Origin of the sequence: Paenibacillus eucommiae (genome assembly GCF_017874215.1) — a bacterium.
Lineage (GTDB): Bacteria > Bacillota > Bacilli > Paenibacillales > NBRC-103111 > Paenibacillus_AI > Paenibacillus_AI eucommiae.
In genome coordinates this window covers 344,991-368,915 of sequence record NZ_JAGGLB010000002.1, presented here as the reverse complement: position 1 = coordinate 368,915, position 23,925 = coordinate 344,991, and the positions used below count along the sequence as shown (strand labels likewise).

At 43.3% G+C, this 23,925-nt stretch carries 20 protein-coding genes; 13 read left to right on the top strand and 7 right to left on the bottom strand.

Going from position 1 to position 23,925, the window contains the following annotated elements:
• Positions 1 to 9 precede the first annotated feature (9 nt).
• Positions 10 to 141 carry a hypothetical protein gene (locus J2Z66_RS43325; RefSeq protein WP_281068788.1) on the bottom strand — a complete coding sequence of 44 codons (132 nt, stop codon included), beginning with the start codon at positions 139 to 141 and terminating at the stop codon, positions 10 to 12.
• A gap of 206 nt (positions 142 to 347) precedes the next feature.
• Between J2Z66_RS43325 and J2Z66_RS04020 the strand changes: the two genes are divergently transcribed.
• The 3 genes from J2Z66_RS04020 to J2Z66_RS04010 are packed head-to-tail and all read left to right on the top strand — an operon-like array spanning position 348 to position 2,701.
• A complete protein-coding gene (locus J2Z66_RS04020) occupies positions 348 to 1,442 on the top strand; it encodes a quinone-dependent dihydroorotate dehydrogenase (protein ID WP_209970067.1) in 1,095 nt (364 codons plus the stop codon).
• A 28-nt stretch (positions 1,443 to 1,470) separates the two neighbouring features.
• Positions 1,471 to 2,274, top strand: coding sequence for a GTP diphosphokinase (gene yjbM, locus J2Z66_RS04015; protein ID WP_209970066.1), 804 nt, complete (start codon positions 1,471 to 1,473; stop codon positions 2,272 to 2,274).
• 4 nt (positions 2,275 to 2,278) lie between these two features.
• A complete protein-coding gene (locus J2Z66_RS04010) occupies positions 2,279 to 2,701 on the top strand; it encodes a DUF309 domain-containing protein (RefSeq protein ID WP_209970065.1) in 423 nt (140 codons plus the stop codon).
• A gap of 122 nt (positions 2,702 to 2,823) precedes the next feature.
• On the opposite strand, the gene J2Z66_RS04005 is transcribed toward J2Z66_RS04010, so the two are convergent.
• Positions 2,824 to 3,333 (bottom strand): thioredoxin family protein, encoded by a 510-nt coding sequence (locus tag J2Z66_RS04005; RefSeq protein WP_209970064.1) that lies wholly within the window; start codon positions 3,331 to 3,333, stop codon positions 2,824 to 2,826.
• Positions 3,334 to 3,489: 156 nt separating this feature from the next.
• On the opposite strand from J2Z66_RS04005, the gene J2Z66_RS04000 reads away from it, so the two are divergent.
• The 4 genes from J2Z66_RS04000 to J2Z66_RS03985 all read left to right on the top strand — a co-directional run bounded on the left by J2Z66_RS04000 (position 3,490) and on the right by J2Z66_RS03985 (position 14,062).
• Entirely contained in the window at positions 3,490 to 5,214 is a 1,725-nt protein-coding gene (locus J2Z66_RS04000) for an RsmB/NOP family class I SAM-dependent RNA methyltransferase (RefSeq protein ID WP_209970063.1), read from the top strand.
• Between the two features lie 2 nt (positions 5,215 to 5,216).
• Positions 5,217 to 5,960: a pseudouridine synthase gene (locus J2Z66_RS03995; protein WP_209970062.1), complete on the top strand. Its 744-nt coding sequence runs from the start codon at positions 5,217 to 5,219 to the stop codon at positions 5,958 to 5,960.
• 363 nt (positions 5,961 to 6,323) lie between these two features.
• Positions 6,324 to 7,532, top strand: coding sequence for an S-layer homology domain-containing protein (locus J2Z66_RS03990; protein ID WP_209970061.1), 1,209 nt, complete (start codon positions 6,324 to 6,326; stop codon positions 7,530 to 7,532).
• A 32-nt stretch (positions 7,533 to 7,564) separates the two neighbouring features.
• Complete coding sequence (locus tag J2Z66_RS03985) at positions 7,565 to 14,062, top strand: PKD domain-containing protein (RefSeq protein ID WP_209970060.1); 6,498 nt, start codon at positions 7,565 to 7,567, stop codon at positions 14,060 to 14,062.
• Between the two features lie 20 nt (positions 14,063 to 14,082).
• Here J2Z66_RS03985 and J2Z66_RS03980 read toward each other — a convergent pair whose 3' ends face one another.
• Complete coding sequence (locus J2Z66_RS03980; RefSeq protein WP_209970059.1) at positions 14,083 to 14,292, bottom strand: hypothetical protein; 210 nt, start codon at positions 14,290 to 14,292, stop codon at positions 14,083 to 14,085.
• A 311-nt stretch (positions 14,293 to 14,603) separates the two neighbouring features.
• Here J2Z66_RS03980 and J2Z66_RS03975 point away from each other — a divergent pair, with 311 nt between their 5' ends.
• Positions 14,604 to 15,404, top strand: a complete 801-nt coding sequence (locus J2Z66_RS03975; protein WP_209970058.1) for a Cof-type HAD-IIB family hydrolase — start codon at positions 14,604 to 14,606, stop codon at positions 15,402 to 15,404.
• 124 nt (positions 15,405 to 15,528) lie between these two features.
• On the opposite strand, the gene J2Z66_RS03970 is transcribed toward J2Z66_RS03975, so the two are convergent.
• Positions 15,529 to 15,618, bottom strand: coding sequence for a YjcZ family sporulation protein (locus J2Z66_RS03970; RefSeq protein WP_209970057.1), 90 nt, complete (start codon positions 15,616 to 15,618; stop codon positions 15,529 to 15,531).
• Between the two features lie 199 nt (positions 15,619 to 15,817).
• On the opposite strand from J2Z66_RS03970, the gene J2Z66_RS03965 reads away from it, so the two are divergent.
• Positions 15,818 to 16,891: a hypothetical protein gene (locus tag J2Z66_RS03965; RefSeq protein ID WP_209970056.1), complete on the top strand. Its 1,074-nt coding sequence runs from the start codon at positions 15,818 to 15,820 to the stop codon at positions 16,889 to 16,891.
• A gap of 685 nt (positions 16,892 to 17,576) precedes the next feature.
• Here J2Z66_RS03965 and J2Z66_RS03960 read toward each other — a convergent pair.
• The gene (locus tag J2Z66_RS03960; RefSeq protein WP_209970055.1) at positions 17,577 to 18,206 is read right to left on the bottom strand and encodes a nitroreductase family protein; all 630 of its coding nucleotides are present in this window, start codon (positions 18,204 to 18,206) and stop codon (positions 17,577 to 17,579) included.
• Between the two features lie 160 nt (positions 18,207 to 18,366).
• Between J2Z66_RS03960 and J2Z66_RS03955 the strand changes: the two genes are divergently transcribed.
• Both J2Z66_RS03955 and queD read left to right on the top strand, forming a co-directional pair.
• Complete coding sequence (locus J2Z66_RS03955) at positions 18,367 to 18,642, top strand: hypothetical protein (protein ID WP_209970054.1); 276 nt, start codon at positions 18,367 to 18,369, stop codon at positions 18,640 to 18,642.
• Positions 18,643 to 18,743: 101 nt separating this feature from the next.
• Positions 18,744 to 19,223, top strand: coding sequence for a 6-carboxytetrahydropterin synthase QueD (gene queD, locus J2Z66_RS03950; RefSeq protein WP_209970053.1), 480 nt, complete (start codon positions 18,744 to 18,746; stop codon positions 19,221 to 19,223).
• Positions 19,224 to 19,405: 182 nt separating this feature from the next.
• Here the strand turns inward: queD and J2Z66_RS03945 are convergent, their stop codons facing one another.
• A complete protein-coding gene (locus J2Z66_RS03945) occupies positions 19,406 to 20,254 on the bottom strand; it encodes a sugar phosphate isomerase/epimerase family protein (RefSeq protein WP_209970052.1) in 849 nt (282 codons plus the stop codon).
• A gap of 168 nt (positions 20,255 to 20,422) precedes the next feature.
• On the opposite strand from J2Z66_RS03945, the gene J2Z66_RS03940 reads away from it, so the two are divergent.
• Positions 20,423 to 22,990 carry a hypothetical protein gene (locus tag J2Z66_RS03940; RefSeq protein WP_209970051.1) on the top strand — a complete coding sequence of 856 codons (2,568 nt, stop codon included), beginning with the start codon at positions 20,423 to 20,425 and terminating at the stop codon, positions 22,988 to 22,990.
• Positions 22,991 to 22,994: 4 nt separating this feature from the next.
• Here the strand turns inward: J2Z66_RS03940 and J2Z66_RS03935 are convergent, their stop codons facing one another.
• On the bottom strand, positions 22,995 to 23,378 hold the full coding sequence (locus J2Z66_RS03935; protein ID WP_209970050.1) for a helix-turn-helix domain-containing protein: 384 nt from the start codon (positions 23,376 to 23,378) through the stop codon (positions 22,995 to 22,997).
• Between the two features lie 258 nt (positions 23,379 to 23,636).
• On the opposite strand from J2Z66_RS03935, the gene J2Z66_RS03930 reads away from it, so the two are divergent.
• The gene (locus J2Z66_RS03930) at positions 23,637 to 23,846 is read left to right on the top strand and encodes a helix-turn-helix domain-containing protein (protein WP_209970049.1); all 210 of its coding nucleotides are present in this window, start codon (positions 23,637 to 23,639) and stop codon (positions 23,844 to 23,846) included.
• Positions 23,847 to 23,925 lie beyond the last annotated feature (79 nt).

Below are 23,925 nucleotides of genomic sequence, written 5' to 3'. Positions count from 1 at the left end.
CAAAATAAGCTACTTCAAAATTAACGACAGGGCCATAAATATGATGATAGCCAACATGATCGAGCCCGTCCAGATCAGCGCTTTTTTGTTAATTTCATCTTTGTTTTTTCTTTGAGTTTGAACAGGTTTTCTTCTTGACATGACAATCACCTTTCTTTAAGTAGGAATGAGGATATAGGCTTATCATATCACATTTCCGGAGGAGATTAGTACAACAATGTTTAGCGCTTTCATGATGCGTCCCTGTTGTCTCTGGTATGGATAAATAAGCCTAATATGATTGCATAATTTCCCGGAGTCGGATAAACTGACTGTTAGAGTATTGATAAAGAACGGGGTGCGTGTACATGTTATATAAAAAACTGGGGAAGCCGATTTTATTTCGAATGGACCCAGAAAAGGCTCACCATCTTACCCTTAACGGGCTTCAGGCGGTTGGGGCTTTTCCTGGTGGCAAACAATTGATACAATCGATGTATGGGGTTCCGTATTCATCTGTTTTATCGCAAACACTATGGGATATTACATTCACGAATCCAATTGGACTAGCCGCAGGACTGGATAAAAATGCGAAAGCGGTCAAGGCATTTTCCCGGCTGGGCTTTGGGTTTATGGAGGTTGGGACGATTACGCCTAAGCCTCAAGAAGGTAATGAGCTGCCAAGGCTGTTCCGCTTACCTGAGGATGAGGCCTTAATCAATAGAATGGGCTTTAATAACGTCGGTATTGAAGAGATGGCCGATAATTTGCGTAAGGCAGGCCGGCGGGTTATTCCGGTGGCTGTCAATATTGGGAAGAACAAGCTGACACCAAATGAGCATGCAGAGGATGATTATCGTTCTTGCATTCGCAGGCTTTTTGAGTGGGGTGATTTTTTTGTGGTCAATATCAGTTCACCGAACACGCCAGATTTACGTAATCTGCAGCATGGGAATGATTTAAACAGACTGCTTCATGCCGTAAGGGATGAGATGGGACTGCAGAAGGATAAGCATAATCATCCTGGCAAGCCGGTGCTGGTCAAGATTGCTCCTGATCTAACAGATGCAGAGCTGGAACTGACGGTTCGCTCCATTATGGACAATGGAATATCCGGAATCATTGCGACGAACACGACGCTTAGCAGGGCAGGGCTTAACCATCCTAATCAGGTGCAGGCAGGCGGTTTAAGCGGCAGGCCGTTAACCAAGCGTTCAACAGAGATCATAAGAACTATATACCGTCTTACTGAAGGGAAGCTTCCGATTATTGGTTCGGGGGGCATTTTCACAGCTCAGGACGCTTATGACAAAATACGGGCTGGCGCAAGTCTCGTAGAGGTATATTCGGCTTTGATCTACGAAGGTCCGGAGCTTCTCGGTACATTGAATAAAGGGCTGAAGGCTCTGCTTGAAAGAGATGGATTTACCCATATTTCTGAAGCAATTGGTGCAGATCAGTAGTGACTTCATCTGGAATGGAGGCAGATAAATGGATGGACGTGACTGGAGGAAGTTTCTTCTTCCTTATGAGCAAACGATAGAAGAGCTAAAGGTTAAATTCAAAACGCTGCGCGGCGAGTTGAAAAGCCGTGAGGAATATTCTCCTATAGAATTCGTTACAGGCCGTGTTAAAAAGATTTCCAGTATTTTGGACAAAGCCAAAAAATTAAATGTGCCAGGCGACCAATTAGAGACTGGAATTGAGGATATTGCCGGTATCCGCATTATGTGTCAATTTGTTGAGGATATTGAATATTTAACTGAGCTCATCCGCGCTAGACAAGATATGAAGGTTGTTTATGAAAAGGACTATATCGTCAACAAAAAAGAAAGCGGCTATCGCAGTTATCACATTATTATCGAATATCCGGTACAAACGGCGCTGGGAATGAAAAGACTGCTGGCGGAGGTACAAATTCGGACATTGGCCATGAATTTCTGGGCGACGATAGAGCATTCATTGAACTATAAATATAAAGAAACCTTGCCCGATGATGTAAGAATACGTTTGAGTAAAGCGGGTGAAGCGGCTTTTTTGCTGGATCAGGAGATGTCGAGCATTCGCGAGGAAATTGTGGAGGCCCAAAAGCTTTTTGAAGATAATTCCAGCCTGATCAATAAGGTGCTTAATCACATTCAGGAGCTTTACTTTTACCGGCGCATCAGGGAAGCAGCTCAATTTCAACTTCGGTTTAATGAAATATGGGAGCAAGAAGACTCAAGAGGTCTGAATGAATTGTCTTCTGATATAGAAGCAGCGATTGCACGAGCGAAAAAAGGGGAGCATGCTTGACCTTATGGCTATTTATGATCGTCTGTATGTGGAGTTTCTTTACTATTTTAACGAGGCCAGAGACTACTTTGAGTGTCATGAAGTGATGGAAGAACTGTGGCTGGAGGAAGGACGCAACACGTTATATCAAGGTCTGCTGCAGGTTGCAGTAGGCCTTTATCATCATTTCAACGGCAATAGCAATGGCTCTCTTAAGCTGTTTACTGCGGCACTGGAGAAGCTGAGTCCGTATCCGCGTGACATTATGGGTATTGACCTTGAAAAGCTGTTAGACGACAGCCGCGACTATGTAGAGAGGCTCCAGCAGTACAGTTCGGCTCCCTTTGAGCCTTACGATCTGGATATTAAGGTGCTTGACCCGAACTTGGAACAGCTTCTTGTGGACATGAAGCTCAATCCGCCAGCTCCACATAAGGATTTTGTCTGATTCATAATTAGAAAACAAGCACCTTGCATCCACTGAGAAATGTGGTCAAGGTGCTTGTGTTTGTTGTTGCTGTTATTTTGCTGCTGTTGTGGCTGTTAAGCTGTTTTTTATGGTCGATTTCCCTAGCTTTTGTATTTTTCGAAAAATTGTTTAAAAGTTGCCGGGGTGTTGCCTGGTCCACCTGGTGTTTCGGGTACTCCGCCTTCCATACGCTCTACTTCTTTGCCATCTTTGTAGTAAACGAGTGTAGGTGTTACTCTGATGTTATATTTCTGCCAGCCTTTATCATACTCCAGAAGATTGAATTGATGGACAGTGACACCTGCTTCTTTTTCAACTGGCTTAATAACTGGTGTGGTTATCATGCAGTGAGAGCAATCCGATTTGAAATAGTAGACAAAGAAGCTTTCTTTGTTTGCTATTTTTTCCTCAAGCTTTTTGGGCAGGATAATGTCTTGGTAATTCGGATCGTTCAGAAGGGCAACTGTAGCGGGATTCAGCTTAGAAGCGGCTACACCGTAAGGATTGTCGGCATATTTAGCATCATCCACTTTCTTGGACTGCTGATTCACGACATATAAAGCTCCAAATAAAATAACGACAATACCTAAATAAATAAGTAGTTTTTTCATGTTCCACCTCGTTGGTTATTTGCGTACTTATTTATAGTTTCTATACAAATGTCCTGTTTCCTTCTAACGGATCAGAAAAAGATTGGCTGTTTGGTGACAAGTCAGCTATAATACCGATATGCTGCTTCCGGTAAGGAAGCTGGAGAGGAAGATGGGATGAGCAGAAGTGAATTACCCGAATTATTTGTGAGTAAGATGAAAGACTTATTAGGCGGGGAGCTTAAGGAATTTTTGGATTCTTATGAGCAGCCTCGGGCTTTTGGAATTAGAGTAAATACGCTTAAGGTTGGTATGAATGAATTTTTGGAGAAATCGCCTTTTGCCGTTACGTCTGTTCCATGGGCTGCAGAAGGTTTGTACTATGAAGAAGGAGAGAGGCCAGGCAAACATCCTTATTATCATGCAGGCCTTTACTATATTCAAGAACCAAGTGCGATGTCTCCAGTTGAACTACTGGATGTACACCCCGGGGAGCGTGTGCTCGATCTATGTGCCGCCCCGGGTGGAAAGTCAACGCAAATTGCCGCAAAGCTGCAGGGCAGAGGTGTGCTTGTAGTCAATGATAATCATTCCGACCGTGTAAAGGCATTAGTTAAAAATCTGGAGCTGTTCGGCGTCCGCAATGCGGTTGTGCTGAATGAAAAGCCGGAACGGATGCTGGCTCCTTTTGCCGGATTTTTCGATAAAATTCTGATTGATGCTCCGTGCTCCGGTGAAGGTATGTTTCGCAAGGAAGAGGGCATGATGGCCCAGTGGGAGCGCCACTCCGTGACGGAATGCTCGCTCATGCAGCATGAGCTGCTGGGACAAGCTGCCCAGATGCTGGCCCCAGGCGGCAGGCTTGTGTATTCGACTTGCACCTTCTCACCGGAGGAGAATGAGGCTCAGATTGCTGAATTTTTGGATAGTCACGAAGATTTTGAGGTTGTTAGGGTTTTTGTGAATGATGAGATGAATGATGAAGTCAATGATGAGATGAATAATGAGGTCAAAGGCAAGATCAATGACGGAATGAATGATGAATTCAAAGGCAAGATCAATGATGGGATGAATGATGAAGTCAATGACAAAATCAGTGACAAAATCAGTGACGAGATCAGAGACGAGATCAGAGACAGAATAAAAGGAAAATCGGCTGGCGTTGGTTTTTCTTCAGGCAGACCTGACTGGCTGCGTATGCCTTGGTGCAGCGAGGGCGCTTACTCGGCCCGAGCAGTTGCGGCCGTCGCCGACACGGTCAGATTGTGGCCCCATCGCCTTAAAGGCGAGGGCCATTTTGTCGCCGTGCTGCGGCAGACGGGAACAGCTGCGGCGCTAAGCGCAGCTGTTGTCGAAAGCGCCGCGGCGCAGCCTGTCGCGGCAACCAGCAAGCGCAGCGGGCGCGGAGGCGCGCTGCGTGAAGCCCGCGCGGCAGCGCCGCAAGCGGGCGTGAGCCTGGAGCCGCTGCAGGCGTTCGGGCGTGAGCTGCTGCGCAGCGGCAGGGTGCCCGAAGCCGCCGAGCGGCTCGTGTGTTTCGGCGAGCACGCGTACGCGGCGCCGGAGGGCTTGCCCGAGCTGAACGGCGTGAAGATCGTGAGGCCGGGCTGGTACTTGGGCGCGCTGCACCGCGGGCGCTTTCAGCCATCCCATGCGATGGCTATGGGTCTCTTGATGGAGGACGCTACGCGTACGATCAATCTTTTGACCTCAGATGGTAGAGTGATTCGATATTTAAAAGGAGAGACACTTGAGGTGGCCGAGCATGAAGTTGTTCGCGATGACCCCGCATTGGGAGCCCGTGGCTACTGCCTCATCTGTGTCGATGGGTTTGCTGTCGGTTGGGGTAAATGGAGCGAAGGGATGCTGAAGAATGAGTATCCTTCTGGTTGGAGGTGGACATAACAATGAAAACAACACAGCGGCTTGATAAAATCCTTGCTCATATGGGCTTCGGAACCCGTTCCGAGCTGAGAAGGTTAACGAAATCGGGCTCGATTTCAGTCAATGGAAAGAAGATCAAGGACAGTGGCATTCAGGTAAATCCTCAGATTGATCAGATTACTATTGACGGTGAGCCTGTGATTTACAGGGAATTTGTATACTTGATGATGAACAAACCTCAGGGTGTCGTGTCGGCAACAGAGGATAATCGTGATCGAACGGTTATAGATCTTTTGGATCCGGCTTACCTGTCCTTTGAGCTATTTCCGGTCGGCCGATTGGATAAGGATACGGAGGGACTATTACTGCTCACTAACGATGGTAAGCTGGCTCATAATCTGCTTTCACCGCGTAAACACGTCTCGAAAACGTATTTTGCGCAAGTAGAATGGGAAGTTGGACAGGCAGAGATCGAGGCATTCGCAAAAGGTGTAACCCTTGAGGACGGTTACGTCACCATGCCAGCCGAACTTGCTATTCTACGGTCAGGCAGCTCCTTGGAGCAAATACCTGCTGAGATTCATCTGACGATCAAGGAAGGGAAATTCCACCAGATCAAAAGAATGCTGCAGGCAGTAGGTCAGAAAGTAGTGTACCTTAAACGTATATCGATGGGGCCACTGCAATTAGATAATGAGCTTGCATTGGGTGAAATAAGAGAGCTGACTGCATTAGAACTGCAAGCTCTTCAGCAGGCAAAGCAATGACAATAAGAATAAATAAAATAGTATTGAAAAATATGTTATTTTATGATAATTTTAAATGGTGAAGAAAACATTGTGCGGAGGAACCGCCCATTGTGTCGTTATTAAACGGCATGAAGGGTGGTTTTTTTATGTATTTTTATGGATAATTAGATATACATTCCCTGAAATATTGTGCCATACTAGAAGAGTTGAATATTTATCCATTTTTGAGTTGAGGAGGTAATTGACTATAAACATCAGCATCTAAATATGCATTTCTTCTTCTAAGAAGAAAGAGGAAGCTTATAATATGTTATCGTTCAGACAACTGCCGTTAAAAAATCTACCAACCAATGTTGGTTCACAAATGAAGGGGATAAAAAAATGAAAAAGATGTTTATTGCATTACTTGCTGCTTCCTTACTAACCGCTTGTGATTCACAAAAGATAGCTGCTGATTCTGTTCAAGACATAACGCTCAAAAAGACAGTGTCACTGACAGATGTAACTGGCCATTGGGCTGCAAATTCGATTCACACAGCTATCCAAAAGGAATACGTGGATGGTTATGAAGACGCCACCTTCCGGCCAGAGAAAAATGTAAGCCGTGCAGAATTTATAAAAATGACTGTCACAGCAATGAAGCTTCCAGTCGCCGGCGAGGTAACAGGATCTGAATGGTATGAGCCCTATATAGTAGCTGCTACAGAAAAGGGGATTTTGCGCACCAATGATTTCCGCCTGGAAGATATCAATAAACCAATTTCGCGCCTTGAAATGGCCCGTGTTTCTGTTCGTGCCTCTGATAAAACATTTCAAGATAGGGCAGTTCAAATTGACGATAAATCTGTCATGTATAACGCAACCAAGACGGGGCTTATTCAAGGACTATCCCGTGGCGAATTGGCCCCAGAGAAACCAACTACTCGTGCCCAATCAGTTACAATCATCGAGCGGATCTTAACTACCACTGAAGGTGGTAAGTTGCCGGTCGATAAATATGCTTTGAGTAACGCAGAATTGGATTTGAAGAATACTAACATTTTCAGCATGCTACCTGAGATTTTTGGTGGTGAGCAATTTTCAGATGGTCAATGGAATCCTGGTAATCTATTTGTAGAGTCTAAGGATGGAAAGTATAAAGCCACGTTGGACAAACTTATTCTAATTGACCTAGAGGATCCAAATGATCCTAATTTGGGATTATTGGGCGATATTAGTAAGTTGAAATGGCATAACAATGTGAGTAACGAAACAAGTCCCTATATTAAAGACTTTAAAAAAAGTTACATCCTTTATTACAAATCACATGTTGACTACAATAATGATAAGTCTCTTTATAATGATTATTCCAAGTATATTAGTCTTAGTTTGTCCGGAATAAACAGTCCAGACATACAAGCTTTTTACTATAAGAACACACTCAACACACCAACTTTAGTTTTTAAGAATCAAATAGGGGATACTCCAGCAATGATCATCCCTAAAAAAGGATATGTTCTCGATTCTAGCGTGGCAATAAATCTTGATACTCCTGCAAGAAGCAATTATTTGTCTAAAATGATATTACGGGTTTTGATTAATAAAAAGTAGCAAATAAAGACATGGAAGGTGGTGGATATTAATTGTATAAAAGGAAGTATATAAGGATTATTTGTTTTTTCTTTGTTTGTTTGATTGTTTTGGAAAATTTACCGATTTCATACTTGGATAATCTGTGGAATAAAGCTAATGCGGCTCCTGGGGATACCGTAGTTACATTCAATTACAACTCTACAACAGCGAAGGCTGGGTACGAATCATTTTATGATAAGAATACCACATTAAATAGCAATAATTTCACTATCCAGGGAGTTCCAGGGAAGGTAATAAAAGAAGTGAAGTGGGCTAAAGACATGGGTGCCCCTCAGGTCATTACATTAGCAGGAGCGGTCGGTAATGCTAGTTGGACAGGAAACATACCAAATGTTTCTGGCAAAAAAGTTGGTATTGAGTCAATGAAGAACACTGCTGCCATGGGATATTATGCCTGGGACAGGTATTCTCCGGGAGGAACTAGGGGAGTTGATTGGCACATGGAAAAAGCAAATGGTGAAACTAACGTTTGCGGTGCTGGAGCTCCTACCGAAGTATTTGCTGGAGTGGCCATGCCTAAGTATCCAAATTGTACAGATAATAATTTAACTGTACCGGCTGTAAGGGATAAGGGGTATGTTTTAGAAGGGACCACAAATTACATGGATGCCTCAGTAGTAAACATTAGTCAAGCTGTAAATACTGCAGTTCCTAAAGCAGGTATCTTGATTAATGGACCTGCAGGGATTCCTTTTGGATTTTCCGATCCCACTACCACAGTTGTTTCTGTAACTACAACTAGTGCAGATCAATTTACAGTAAGGTATAGCCAAAACTTCAATCATGAAGGGTATTATAAGGATCACGCTGCTCTAGGTGCAAGAATGATGGTCTATTATGCAGCTTTTGAGGTAAACCTCAAAGCCCACACCTATCAATACCCAGATCGTGTTTACGTAACCTACGAGAACGGAACCGGCGGAGCAGATCTCGGCAGCATCACACTCGCTCAAGCAGGTCAATGTGTTCAAACTGGAGTCATGAAGACATTCAATTTTTCCTTTACCAATAACGGGGCAACAGCATATACGGGATCAGTCAATGTTAAAATATTCATAGGATCTACTGAACTTGTATCCATACCCTTTTCCAATATAGCTGGAGGAGCCACCAAGAGTGGCAGCTTCAATTATATATTTAGCGACACCGTAACAAAGACAATACATATCAAGATAGACCCCATACCTGGAGAAAGTACAACAGATAACAACGAGCAATATTCGTTTACGGCTCAAACGGCGGCTTGTGGTGCACCAACTCCAACACCCACACCAAATGGACCGGAAACTATAACAGGTGATTTCACGATTGAAAAATCTATTATCAAGTACAAGGAAACCAATAAATTTACTGCAGTCGGTGTGTCAGTGTCCGGTGGGGGCTGTACATTAAGTGCTTACGAGTGGCAAGTGCAGCAAGGAACCAAAAAGGATTGGTGGTATGGCACAAAACCGAGTGGGCCCACTACACAAGATTTTAATGGCCCTCCCTACCCTGGAAATATAGTCATAGGAACTGTCGAAGTAAGGTTAGAAATAACTTCTACTTGTGGAACCGTCAAGGTAATTGGTCCCAAAACGTTCGAAATGATAGATGATCCAGCAAACCCGAATCGTCCGCCGGTCTTTAGTGGTGGTTGGTTTATGGGAGGCAGTACGTACCCGTATCCACCGATTCAAGAAGTGGTAGTTGGAAATTATGTGGGCCTAGGAATTGTTAAAGATCCCTCAACGAACCCACTTGAGCCCTATGATCCAGATGGCGATGGTATCATGTATCATTGGGATTTCAAAAACAGCACGGACCCCTGGATTAAGTCTCTTTGGGATAACTTTGGGTATGAGAAAGAGGAATATTATGGGTGGATTAAAGCAGATGTTTTGGGTTCTCATACCGTTGTATTAAATGGTAACGATACAAGAGGTGCTGCTGCTCCAACCAAATATGTAACTTTGAATGTGGTCCCACCCAATCCTGTGGCTGTTATTTCTGGGCCTAGCACCGTGGTAGAGGGTAGAGCGATAAGTACACCGTGGAGTGCTGCAGGGAGCTACAGCCCGATGGGCCGATCCATTAATCATAGTATGAATGAGTGGACTAATAAACAAGATATTTATTACACCCCTGGAACACAAAATATTACGCTGATGGTTTATGATAGTGATGGTTTAAAATCATTAAATGTTGCTAATCATCAGCTACAAGTAAAGGAGGATTTGCCTCCTATAGCATCAGTAAACTATCAGAGCTTGATGGTTCGTGGATCAGCTGTACCAATAAAGGACACCTCACACAGTCCTGATGGTGATCCAATATCAGCACTAACCCATAAGATCACTTGCGATAAAAACAATAATAGTTCTTATGCAGACGATACGGTGTTGAATATGACTCTAGACTCGCAGGGTAGGTACAATTTTACGCCTACACAAGTAGGGAAATGTAAGATTGATATATTTATCAAGGAAGGACTAGGGTATCAGAAATCTGCAACGGGCACTTTTTATTTCGAGGTGGTTAATGATTCTCCTACAGCTGATTTTACTGTTAGTGGTAATAATCCTGAGCCTCCAATCATAACTACTACAACTTATCCAGCTACAACGCTATCAACTAGCACAACTTGGAAGGATATTTCGGACATAAAAAGGTTTAAGTATAATTCAGTTGAAAATGCGATTCAAACAACTGAGACTATTGAGCCTTACAAATCAATTGGACCCAATAATGTAGTTAAAACAACCTTTAGCATGTATTGCTCCCAATATCAGTTACAAGGGTGTGGGCCCATTCAACCACAATTGCAAATCGGACCAAATATTTATGGTTCGTATGGATGGGATAACGGAAGCTATGCTGTGAAATGGCATAATCTGGCAGCAACCTATGCAACAAATCCAGTTCCAGGGACCCTTAATAGTAAAAATATAGGAAACGGATATAGTGAGTATTATAGGTTTGTGAATAGGGAGCAAGGGTTAATATGGGTGACTGCCCCAACTACTTATTATGTGAACGGTGTTCTTGTTTACAGTTATATAAATTACTTGTATAGAATATCTGATGTCATAAATTCCATACCTACCACATGGGCTAACGCATATGAACCAACCCCTATATCTTCAACAACTGGAGATAGGACAGTTCCTCCGCCTGGATTCAATCCTCCTCCGGATAGATTTACAGAACTCCCATTTGCAGGAGCCCCGAGGTCCGGGAAGGTTAGGCTTTATGATTCCCAAACTGGGTACACTGGTAGTTTTACGGATTATGGTACTTATGGTTATGATAAGGATGAGAACGGAAATTCTTATAATATGAATTGCCATAGGTCTACTACAGGGTTTATCTGTTCATTACTTACTGTTAATCCTTCTGGAACAACCATAACTACTAGCTCTAAATTTAACACTGGTAACCATTTAGTGGGTGTGCTTCACAGGACAAAGGACCGGATAGTATTAGGAACACCCTCGATTGGAACAAACTCACAATTAGGCGGATTTGTAATATTGAGATCTAATGGTACTGTTTTAGTGGAGCAATCACAAGCAGATATGAGCTCTGTCGGACTATCTCACGTTATTTCTGTGGGAAACACATCTGTTGTTGCAGAGAAAAGTCCACCGATAAGTTATTGGGGAAGTGATATGAGGATAAAACTTAGATTTTATAACACATCCACTGGAGCTATAATAGCCACACATCTTGTAAAAACTTATAAAAGTAAGGAAACCTACTCTAATGGATATGCTGACTACTTACCATATCTAAATGCTATAGTTTCAGCTGATAATAAAATTATTGTACAAAATTTCTTTAAAAATATTCTAGTTTATGATCTACTTGGAAATCAATTAGCGGATATTCCGGCTATGAGCAATGATCCCGGGGATACTAGTTGGCAAGATGGCAGTAATTCTAGACATACTTTACCTATGCCAAGTTTGTTTCTTTCAGCTGACGGAGAATTGAAGGCGCAATATCAGACAGTGTCTAGGTCTGCTGAAAGTTCTTACAGTGATACTAGTGTTACAGTTCTGTCGTTCAAATCAGATGTCTTTTCAGGTGACTCAGATAGAGCTTCTTTTGGGCAATTAATAAATGATAGTGTGACTTTCAAAGATGGGGAAGCTAGTTTGGATGTCAAGTTTAACACCAGGCAATCTGACACAACAACGATAGGTTTGGGCTTTAAGATTTTTAATAATCTTAATATGTATAGAGCCGAGGTTACACCGACAAAGACAAGACTTGTTAAGGTTGTTGCTGGAGTTAGAACAATTTTAGGAGAGACTAACTTTAATTTAAATTATGAGCAATACTATAGCTTAAAAGTTAAAGTTAATGGTTCCAGGATACGTATCTACTTAGGTGGAACACCTATTATTGATAAAACAGACACTACGTATACGACGGGCAAAATAGGACCTTTCTCGGAAGCTGCTAATAGCTTATTTAGAAACTTTGCTATAACAACCTATGTGGGATCGGATTCTTTGATCGAGAATGTTGGTTTGGTTGGCTCGTCATTAACCTATAACAAAACTTATTCTGATCCAGAGAATGACCCGGCTATCGCTAGTTTGAGTAGTTGGTCATTTACTCACACAGAACCCAATAAGTTCTTAGATGCATTGGACGGTTATTCTGGTTTATCAGCATTGCATGGTCAAACGGTTACTTCACCGTATTTGGAATTAGATAAGGTCGGTAAGTATAAGTTAACTTACAAGATTCCAGATGATCCTGCACCAGCTGGCTATAAATTTCCTAATAACGTATTTGCTGACTACAGGAAGTATTCTGATTTGGCAGAACAAACCGTCATAATTCATAGGAAGCCAATTGCCGTTTTCACTTTGTCAGTCGCAGGAGATAATACTGTCAATTGGACAGATAATAGTTACGATCCTGATCGTTGGCTAAGTACGACTAAGTATTCTACCGAAGCGACAGGGATTAACTACAGGACAACAAAAGGGGTCGTGGACCGAAGGTATAGTTATACGGATCCAGCTGGAAATACTCAGTTTGGGAAATTAACAAGACCTGAGATCACTGGGACCTATATAGTAAGGTTGGCTGTGAAAGACGAATATGGAGCCTGGAGCGATTGGGTAGAGCAGACGATTAATATCAACATCCCTGTTCCCAATAGCCCTCCTACGGCTGTTCTGACGTTTCCTAACGGAACGCAGGCAAACCCAAGCTATGTGAATACACTGCAGCCTACGATCACCTGGAACCAGGCGGATCCGGATGCAAATACGACTTTTGCAGCCTATCAAGTTCAAATTAAAAATGCGGCAGGTACAGTGCTTGTTGACTCAGGGACTAAACCGCAAGGAACGACAGCGAATTCAGCCTCCTGGGTAGTAAGTCAGAACTTGACCCTGGGCTCCTTGTATCAGGTCGTTGTTCGTGTTAGTGATGGGAACGCCTGGTCAAACTGGTCGAATGTCGGATGGATGATTACGAACCGGCCGCCAACGGCGACGATGACTGTTCCAAGCGGTAAACAAGCCGTTCCGACCCTATTCAGTACAACGCGGCCAGAACTAAAATGGAGTCAGACCGATCCAGATCCAGGTACGACCTTTACTCAATTTCAAGTTCAAATAACAAATGAAGCGAATAATGTTATCGTCAAAGATTCCGGTATCATAGCCAAATCGACCACTTCCACAACGGGCAGCTGGATCGTGAATAGCGATTTACCAACGGGTGTAAAGCTGCGCGTATGGGTAAGAGTCCACGATGGATATGTTTGGTCCAGTTATTCGCCACAAACCTGGATGTACATCAATCGGCCGCCAGTAGCAGCTTTTGATTGGAGTCCAAAACCTGTTTGGGAGGGGGACATGGTTTCGTTATCGAATCAATCCTCAGATCCTGATGGAGATGCTTTAACTTACACCTGGAAGATAGTCCGCCCGGACAGTAGTGTAGTAATGACCGATGTCGTACATTGGACAAATCGCTTTGATTTACCAGGGGATTATAAAGTTACTTTGACAGCTTCAGATGGAATTGCAGTTCATAGTATTACGAAAACCATTAAAACGGCTCCATTGACCATACAATCTGACGTTACATACACGTCACGATGGCTGCAGCTTCACGAGGAGAGAGGACACAATACATTACAGCCGCCTAAGGATTTCTATTCCGGGGAGATTTTTGTTGTTGCTACACGCAGTTCACCGGCTCCCGTTGCAGAAGCAAGAGCCTGGCTCGATACAGTCGGGTTAGATGGCAAAGCCATATTTATAGAGGATATATTAGTATCCTCTGGGGATCCATTGGAGTTTAAAGGGGAGCTATTCGATCCTATTCTTCAATCTATGACGGGAGGATTGCCTCCAGGAGTACAAATGATACATTTTCAAATTCGCTATTTGAATGGGACGGTAAGAAAGCAGGATATTCCAGTTCATATAATAGGAAATGTGCAAAAATCCTTTGGTGTTCATCGTGTCCGTTGATTGAATCAAGACAGGATGTATTAATCCTTGGCATTCATTTTATAACCTTTTAGTGAATCCAATTTCATTTTGGAGTTGCCCAGCTTTGGCGGCATATTGGTATTCGGGAAGTTTTTTCTTACTGCTTTTAAATCCTGAGATATGTCTAACAGCAGCTCCAGCATCATGGCAAATGCATAGAATAGTATACCTGCTACGATTCCGCCCGCCCACCAGGTGATGGCAATCAACCATCCATAACCGGTACCATCGTAAAGTCCAATTAGGATGCCTGTTAATAATGCTCCGATTATGGAAGCTGCGCTTAGAAATTTTAATATTCTTTCGATGGTAATCGCCTCTCATTTCTTTTAAGAAGATGGATTTTAGTAAAAAAGTTCTGTTAGAAGCCGGGGTGGAAGCCTAGTTTCAATTCATAGCTTTACTTTAGCAAATTATGTTGTTTCTTGCTAGCTCGTTATCTGATTCTGATTCTTATGATACAATATGACAAAGTAAGCATGAAGAATTATAGATAAAGATAAAGGGAGCGGGAGAGAAAGTGAACTACAAATTGATTGCATTGGATGTCGATGGCACTTTATTGAATGATAATTATCAAATTTCGGATAAAACGAAGCAAATTATTCGCAGGGTTCATGAAGAAGGCAGCCAGATCGTACTATGTACAGGCAGGGGACCTGCGAGCACACTGCCTATACTTGATGAGCTAGGGCTCGAGGGTACAGTTATTACACATAACGGGGCTGCAACCGTACATTCGGATTCCTCTGGAAAGCAATTACTTCATCAGTATCCTTTTTCTTTGGATGACATTCAATCGATGCTGCAATATGTCCGTAGTGAAAATATCCACTTTGATGTAAATACGCCTTTTGATATGTACATTGAAAAACTGGAAGAGTATGAGAAGCAAATGTACAAGAAATTTCTGATTGATCCGCAAATTGTTGCTAATGTGACAGATCTGCTGCTGCCGATTGTGAAGTTTACGCTCTTTGGTCAGCCTGAAGTTTTGGATCGTGTACAGCAGGTTTGGGAAGAGCAAAAGCTCTATGGAAGCTTGAGAATGATTCGAAGTGGAGACTTGTTTATTGATTTAATGAATCCTTTGGCTAATAAAGGCAATGCGCTTAAGGATTTGGCGGAATCATGGAATATTGATGCCAAGCATGTGATGGCAGTTGGTAACTACTACAATGATATAGAGATGATGAGCTACGCCGGATTAGGCTTGGCTGTTGCAAATTCCCCTGATGGTGTCAAGGCGGCAGCGGATGCTGTCATAGCTTCAAATAACGATGATGGTGTGTATGAGGCAATTGTGAAATATTGTTTATAAGCAGTAAAAGCAGTAAATTAAGCTTGAAACAAAGGACAGCCTCACTATGGGCTGTCCTTTGTGTTTCACCAATATAAAAGTGGTCTTTCACCGAAAGACTACGGTTGGTTGATATTTACTTAGGTTAGATCATGAATGAACTGGAAATGATGACTAACAAAATGAACAATACCAGAATTGCTCCAGTTGATGTGTGCGCTCCTACAGCAGACATTGGAAAACCTCCCCTGCTCATATTGTTTCCGACAGTTAGTATTTGTAGAACTGGTCTATCACGTATAATCGTTGTCGGTTAATTACAACATATGTGGTTGTAGTCATTTGTGTATAGTCTTTTGCCCCGTGGAGTAATAATTTGGGCTTTAATTGGACAATATACGGATTGAAATTATGTAAAGGAGGCGTTTGAACAGATGACCGGATTGACGCTAAGACCCAATCTGAAAACTGCTGGAGGAGAAGTTAGTGATATTGTACTTAATAATCAGTTCGTAGGTACACTAACGCTTGTATATAGAGAATCCGATCGGTTGTGCGGCGCGATTCAGTTGGAGCAGGAATCTTTATCCGCCTCTGATAAGACGTATATTGTTAATTTCTTGCAGACTCATGTGCAGCATTTAATTGAATCACTTGGCGTGATGGATTGTGAGGTAGTGGTTACGTGCAGCTCTTACGATCATATCGTGACAATAGATAATCAAGCGGAGGAAATAGCCTCGTTCGAGTGGGTTCAAGATGAAACCTTCTTTGAAGATATTAACCCCGACGACAGTGATTACATGGATATAGCGGAAACGGAGCTAACAGAAGCAGATTACGAGCTGGTCATGATTACTGAACAAAACAATGCTGTTGAATACTATATCTATGACCACAATTCAGAGCTTATTGCCGAAGTTACGCTTTATATTCATGGGCCAGATATTTCTGGAAATATCAATTGGAAAACGTATCCGGTTGAAGAAGAGATGGAACGGGCAGCGGAGGTCATCGTATCAGAGTTTGATGAGGATGAAATCGATTCTTATTATTTGAATATGATTTTTAACGCTGAGATTATTGATACTTATGATTTGCTGCATAATGAGCTCACCACGGATTTAGAATTTATAGGAAGCATGGAAGACCTGGAAGACACGGATAATGAGATCGATGATATCCTTGAACACCGAAGCGCTCCTGATCGCAATGAGTATACGTTTGTTCTTGCCCGGGATGATGAAGATACGATTACTTATGAAATTTATCAGCAGTCGTATGGTGGGCTGCCGATTGGTACGGCTACAATCGATATGAGCCGCAGGCAGTTAACTGGCTACGTTGATCTGCGTGAACCGGGGAATGCTGACGATCGTGAGCTAATCACTATGCTTCTGCTTGAAGAGCTGGAGAAAGAAAAGGAATTTGAATCGGTTAACATTTCAGTTCTATTCCGTAACAAGCTGATTGATGAGCTTCTGTTCGAAACTGACCAACTTCATTGAGGGATAGCCAGATCCTTTTTAACAAACATCTTTAAAACTCAGGAAAGCAACTTCTGCTGGCAGTCGTCTTTTTGAGAGAGACACGTTCGGCACTTTGAAGCTGATCGGGAAGTGATGTGGGGAGGATGATCGATTGTAGAATCCTTTTGGCAGCCCGCCCTCCGCCGAAATGAGCGTGTACTCCACTTAACGATGTTTTTCATCGCTAAAGCAAGAATTCCAGGTCAATCCGTCACGTTAATGATGATTTTCATCGTTAAAAGAGGACGGATGGCCTCTTAGGGTGGTTAAAAGGGATTTTAACGATGTTTTTCATCGTTAAAGTAAGGGTGTGGAGAGGAACTGATGCTTTTAACGATGAAAAACATCATTAAAGCATCAGCTCCTTCTCAGTTGCGCGGGCTCTTCATCTCCAGCGCCTGCGCCGCTAGGCTGGCAGTAAGTTTGAGCTTGGTGTTCGTGCCATTCGAACGATTGTAGCTGAGAAGAGGGTATGGTGTGGGCAGAAGAGCGGTAGCGTCCGCCTTTAATGATTTGTTCCTTCCTACTCATCCATTCCATTCAGGTAACAAATCTTTAACAGGGCTGGAGCCTACAGCCATTCCCTCCGCAACGCACCCAAGTCACGAACACGCACATCAAAGGACGCCGCAAGGCGTCCTTTGATGTGCTATATGTTTGCTAATTAAAACGTATTGGATACAACTACTTCATCTAGCGATAATCTTGATGAAGCTCTGGCTGGTGTTGCGGCAGTCCCGACTGCAATGAGCATGACCGGCAAATAACGTTCAGGAATATTAAATTCTTGAATTAGCTTCGCAGGGTCGAAACCGCCCATTGGGCCGCTGTCATAACCAAGGCCTTTGGCGGCAAGCATTAGCTGCATGGCTGCAAGGGAAGCGTTGCGTATGGCTTCATCGCGAGCAACCTGACTATTTTGATATGCGCCATTAATTTGGCCGGCGAGAGCATCTTTGGTCTCTTGTGGTAGAAAACCTGCTTCAACAAGCGGACCAAATACAGAATCAACTTTTAAATTAGCTTGCAAATCGCCAAGAACGGCGACAACAACGGAGCTTTCTACAATTTGTTTCTGTCCGTATGCAATGGGAAGCAATTTTTCTTTGTAGGCATCTTCTTCAATAACAAGGAATTTCCAGTGTTGAAGATTCCAGGCGGAAGGGGCCAGTGTAGCAGCTTGAAGCAGCTGCTGCAAATGTTCTTTAGGTATTTTAACTCCTTTTTGATATTCCTTTACTGCGTGCCGCTCTTCCATTACCTTAATAATTTCATTATGAACTTGGGTTGACATGTTATTTCCCTCCAGCATTCTCTTTGTATTAGTTCTTAACTGTACTCAATTCAATAACAGATTCTTTATATAATAATAAGTATTACAGTATTTGTTGTCAAGCTTCTTTCTAATCCTGGAAAAATGTAAGATAATTATAAGTAGAAAGGGGACATGCCCTATGAAGCTTATGCAGGAGGAACTGAATCATCTCATTTTTCTAACGGAAGTGGTCATTGAGGGGAAGAAGAAGGGACTTATGGACGAAACCTTGAGATGCCTGCTGTATATCGTCAAATCATTGGAAGAAGTGGATCTTCCAGATATGGTTGTTGACCAGATCGACCAGTTGATTGCCAAAATCGAAGCTGATCTGCGCATTGAGAATGAAAGGGGGCATGATATCAGGGGACACTTGGACTGGACTCCAAGAAGCCGGAGGCAACCGTTGGAATGAATGAAGGATAAACTCTCATTATTCCTTATTTTCATGTGCCGTGATACAATGAATCATATTTGATTTCTATTCGATGTTTTTATATAGATGAGGTGAGAGATATGGGTTATGAAATCCCGAAAAACATTGAATTGTTGGGACGCGACATCCAAGAGCATCAACTTAAATATCATAACAAATCGGTATTGGTTTCCAAAGAATTTACTTTTGATAGCGCACATCATTTGCATAATTATGAAGGCAAGTGTAAAAGCTTGCACGGTCATACTTACAAGGTACAGGTAATTATGCGTGGTAAGACGGACGCGAGAGGTATCTCTATCGACTTTGGAGATGTCAAAAGAATCACCAAGGAACGGGTTATCGACCGTTTGGATCATAAATATTTAAATGAGGTTTTGCCGCCCATGAACACAACGGCTGAAAATATGGTGGTTTGGATGTATGAGGAAATTCAGGGTGCTCTAGTCGAGGAAGCCCTGTATCCGAGCATTCAACTTGAGGAAGTGCGACTTTGGGAAACTCCTACCAGCTACGCTGCTGTCACTAGAGCGATGATGGAGGAAGAAGAAGTGGTTTGATGCGGTTCTTTCGGAGATACCAATTACCAATGGTAGCGATCTTCGGGATTGTGGATAGGAAGAGACCCGTGTAGGGTTTCTTGGCGCCCAGGATCCGATTGCCTAGCAATAGTAAATCCACAACCGGGTAGAGCTTGTTCGCTTACTGCGGTTGTGGATTTGATTTTTACGGAAAGTGATGATTAATTCAGTCCTGCTAGGCTGTAAACTTTGTTAAAGCCATCCTGGGAACGCTTCAGCAGCACTTCGGCAGGCTCATCAGATGGCTCACGGGTCAAGATTTCTTGAGAAATGACACCCTGGTACCCAATCTGCTTCAGTGCGCCAAGAAAGCCTCCGAGATCGATAACGCCTTCTCCAGGATATACACGTGCATTATCCAGCACTTCAGGAATGGGCAGGTCTGCTGCATCATTAATATGTACGTGTACGATTTGTGAGGCTTTAAGCTTGTATATATCTTCAAGTGTATGCTCGTTGGTGTACCAATGATAAGCATCAAAGAGAAGGCCGACGTTCGGTTCACCAATTGCCTCAATCCAATCCAAGGTACTATCCAGATCCCAAATAAAGGGATGCTTCCAGGCGGTTCTAAGATGATGAGGGCCAACAAACTCAAGTCCAAGTCTGATACCGTAAGCGCCTAGGATTTGAGCGCAAATGCGCATCCGTCGTGTTGCAAGAGCCATAAAATGAGCTGCATTATAATCGGTTGAAGGGAGCACATAAGTGCAGCATGTTGTGCATCCTAGCGCCGCGGCTGCGGCCGCATCCTGCGTCAAGCGGATTAATCCGCTGCGAAACTGTTCCTCCGTGCTTCTCCACTCGGGAGCAAGTCCGATAGTGCCAACTTGCACGCCTTGCTCCTTAAGCCACCCGGAAGCGCCTTCCTGCCCTTTATCGGCAATCAGTGCTTCAAGCTCACTGCCTGCGGCATCAACGGCTGCAAAGCCGTATTGTGAGGCCAGCTTCACGAAGTTTTGGAAATCTCCAACGTTGCCAATTCCTGCTCTTGTTAATCCTTTAATCAATAGATTCACCAGTCCTTTACATAATTATTAATCTTTTTTCGCCTATCCTGTTCGTTCCTATGGTAGAATATAAGCGGATGAAAAACGTGCCATTTTTTCTAAAAATGTCTCATTTTTTCGCCAAAAGCATGAATCCATTACTTTTCCTGTCCAATAGGGAGGATTTATATGAATTTAGGAGTAAGGCTAGGTGGCTTGGCCGGTTTGATTCTGGTCGCTGCGTGCATAACGGCTTATTTCGTTGTATCGCATGAAGAGAAACCTGAATTGGAAGCGCCTCCCCTTGTAATATCAACCGTACAGCCTGAAGCCACTCCTGACTATAGAGAGTTAGCAGAGGCCAATTTGCAGGTGCGCATGAATGAGATCAATAGTTGGAAGCAGGCAGACCGCCTATTTTCCACAGATTCCATAGAGCCTATCACCCTCGTTCAGGGCAACCGGGAGGTTGTTTATTTACAAGGTAATCAATTGCTCTATGAGAAGGTTGGAGAAACCAACTATCCTAGCATTCCTATCGTCTTTCCAACTAAAAGGGATGGCTACGTTTGGCGAAGCGGACAGGTAGCTTACATAGGGTTTCCCATTGGCCCGGACGAGGAGTCGTCAAAAGGCGAATGGTACGAGATCAACCTTGCCAGCGAAAATCCAAATCCTTTAAAAAGATTGGGTGAGCTCCCGCTTTCCCCTGCACGTGTAGCTGCAATGTCAATTTCTGAGGAACCCGCAGCGGCGGCAGTGCTTGTTAATAATAATGGCACATATGCTGAATTTATGATTGATTCTACAGGCAAGGGTCCATTGCTCATTAATGATTATTCTCCCTACAAAAGTATGGAAGCAACGGACCGATGGATAGCTTCTACCCGGGATGCAGGGACATTATCCTTTGACAAAGTGACGAAACTGAATGTTACGGGCACAAATTTATTTGTTATGGAAGATGCAGAAGGTCTTTTGATTTATCAAAATAACAGCTCTTATGCAGGTGCCTACCGATTTTCCGGCTTCAAGCTGGAACAGAGTAAAGTGTTGAGTACAGATCACGCACAGGCAGCGGGCTATCGTTCAGGAGCTGCAAGTGATGCGCATGTACTGTTAAGGGTAAATAATCATGCAGGTGCACGAAATATGGTGCTTTTAACCTCCAATCAAGCATTTATTATGGAAGATCAGCCAAAGCTGCTGGAGGAAGGCTGGGAGGTCTTTAACGGTTTAAGCTTTGTGAAAGCGGCTGATGGTCTTATCGATACCATTTCTTTTTCCTCTGAGGATGCGGTATCTCCCCTACAAGATCATGTCATATCTTTGTCTGTAGGTGCTATTACTGATCTTAACAGGAAAGGTTCGATGTGGGAAGGAGTTCAGGATGGAGCGAGGGTCTTTCTTTCACATTATGATTTGATCAATAACCGGATGAAGGATCCGCAGCCATTATGGATGAAGCAGCTTCTGCCTGGTGAAACCGCTTCCGAAGCACAGCCATTGCCAGTGACAATGGAAATCTCCTTGCCGTTAACCTTGCTGGACCTGCATGCTGAGCAAGTGAAGCAGGGGCAAGCTCCTGAAGCTCTGCTGGCTGAGCTTGGCAAGCGCAATGGCAATAGCAATAGCAACGGCAAAGGGAGTGAAGATCTCGCTTCCCGCAATAAGCTCCGCAAATTTGGTGAAGCATGGTACATACTAACCGTAGACCGTCTGGAGCAATGGGACAAAGCAGGTTTCAAAGAATTAGGCCAGCTGCCAGTATCGGCCCATACTTCGACAGGCAATGATGTCAAGATCACCGCGGCGCAGGATTATATCCTTCAGGATGGTTTTTGGTATGTGGCGGATACTTTCGGAAACCGGATTCTTAAGCTGAACGAAAAGCTGGATATTGTGGGCGAGACGTATGTAACTGTTCCTTCTGGAATCATGGATCTGGGTAGAGGCGAGATTGAAGTCAAGGGACTTCACGGAACTATGCGTTTCACAAGCGAACTAAAGCTTAAAACGTCATTACAAGCGGAGGCAGTACCTATTCAACAGAGCCCGATGCAAAAGGTAACGCTTTTAGCTGATAGTTATTTTAAGCAATCCCCGTCTATCGAATGGACCTTGTTTGAAGACAGGCTTTATATTGTAGATAGCGAGAAGAAAACTTTGATTTCTCATTTTATCGGACCTATGTCTAATCTTTACGGACATCCCAAGCTGATCCTGTATGAAAATCAAGTGCTCGTCGTTCTTGACGACCGCATTCATGTGTTTAACAGCTCAGGTCAGTGGCAGCGCCAGATACTGTTTCCAAGAACGAGGCCGGATGCCATTTATGCAACTACGGTTACGGGTGAGAATTCCTATGTGTTAGATGAGGAGCAGGGCAGACTTTATTTGATTCAGGGGTATAATGTTTTGCAAATTGATTTGGCAAGCGGAGAGGTGAGCCTATTATTCCGGCAGCTTCAGACGAACCTGGGAAAGCTGCTGCTTGATCGCGGTGTGTTGTATTTCACGCTGTATACCAATAACGGATACGGAGCGGCGGATACATATAATGAGCTGGTTGCTTGTCGAACAAGCACGGGTACATGCGGGAGGACTCTAATTCCTGCTGGCTTTACGACAGAGCAAATTAGAGAAGATCATGTGATTGTGCTTAGATCGCTTTTCGATTCGGTGAATACAAACGATAAGCAGTCGGCAAGTACCTATATGACCTATAAGCTAAATGAAGAAGGAAGCCCGGAGTAATCCATCAGGCTTCCTCATTTCTATGCCGTTCCTTCCAGAAAAGCACAGTCAGCATACGTTCTACCCATTCCTTATCGGCGTCAGTAAGTACGGAGCCGTCGAACATCAGTTGATTCTCGCGGATAAACCTTCTCAAGTTAACCGGATTGTTGACTACTTCCCGATCTGTATGCTGAGATTCCAAATATCCGGCAATTTCCATAAGTTCCGAATAGGAAGTATTCAGTCCTTCAGAAAGCTTCATCAATACATCAGGCGAAGGAACTCCGCGGTTTCCATTCTCAAGCTGAGAGATGTACGCTGCAGACACACCGGAGCGATCCGCTAAATCACGGATGGTGAAGCCCTTCATCTTGCGCAAATCCTTCAATTTATCATAAAAATACATAGAGTCACCCTCATTTAAGATAATTAAGATAGATAAGATAGATAAGATAAATAAGATAAAGTAAACATTAGTTAACAATACTATAATAACAGTTTACATTAGTGATGACAATCGCCTTTTCCTATCAGCTTTCAGTTATTTCTCATTGAATAACTCCTGAAATGTGTAATACTTAAGTAAACAAATTTGGTTGCATAAGTGAAATAAAGTGATATAATGGAAGCCAGGGGAACGGAATGAGAACAAGGTGGGGTGCGGGTGAAAATCGTTGCGCGGTCCGAGGTATTCATCAAAGCTAGAATTCTCAAGGGCTATTCACAGAGGGATTTGGCGAAGCAATCCGGATTAAGCCACGCGTTTATTAGCTTATTGGAGAGGTCCCTTAAACCAGTGGGACCTGGCACGGCTAAGAAGCTGAGCGATCTTCTAGACAAGGATCTTGAGGAGCTGTTCAGCATAGAGCAATGAAGAGGATAATAAATATGCAGCATTGCTTAGCGGGACTATAAGGAAGTAAGCCCCAGACAACATCATAATGATGTTGTCT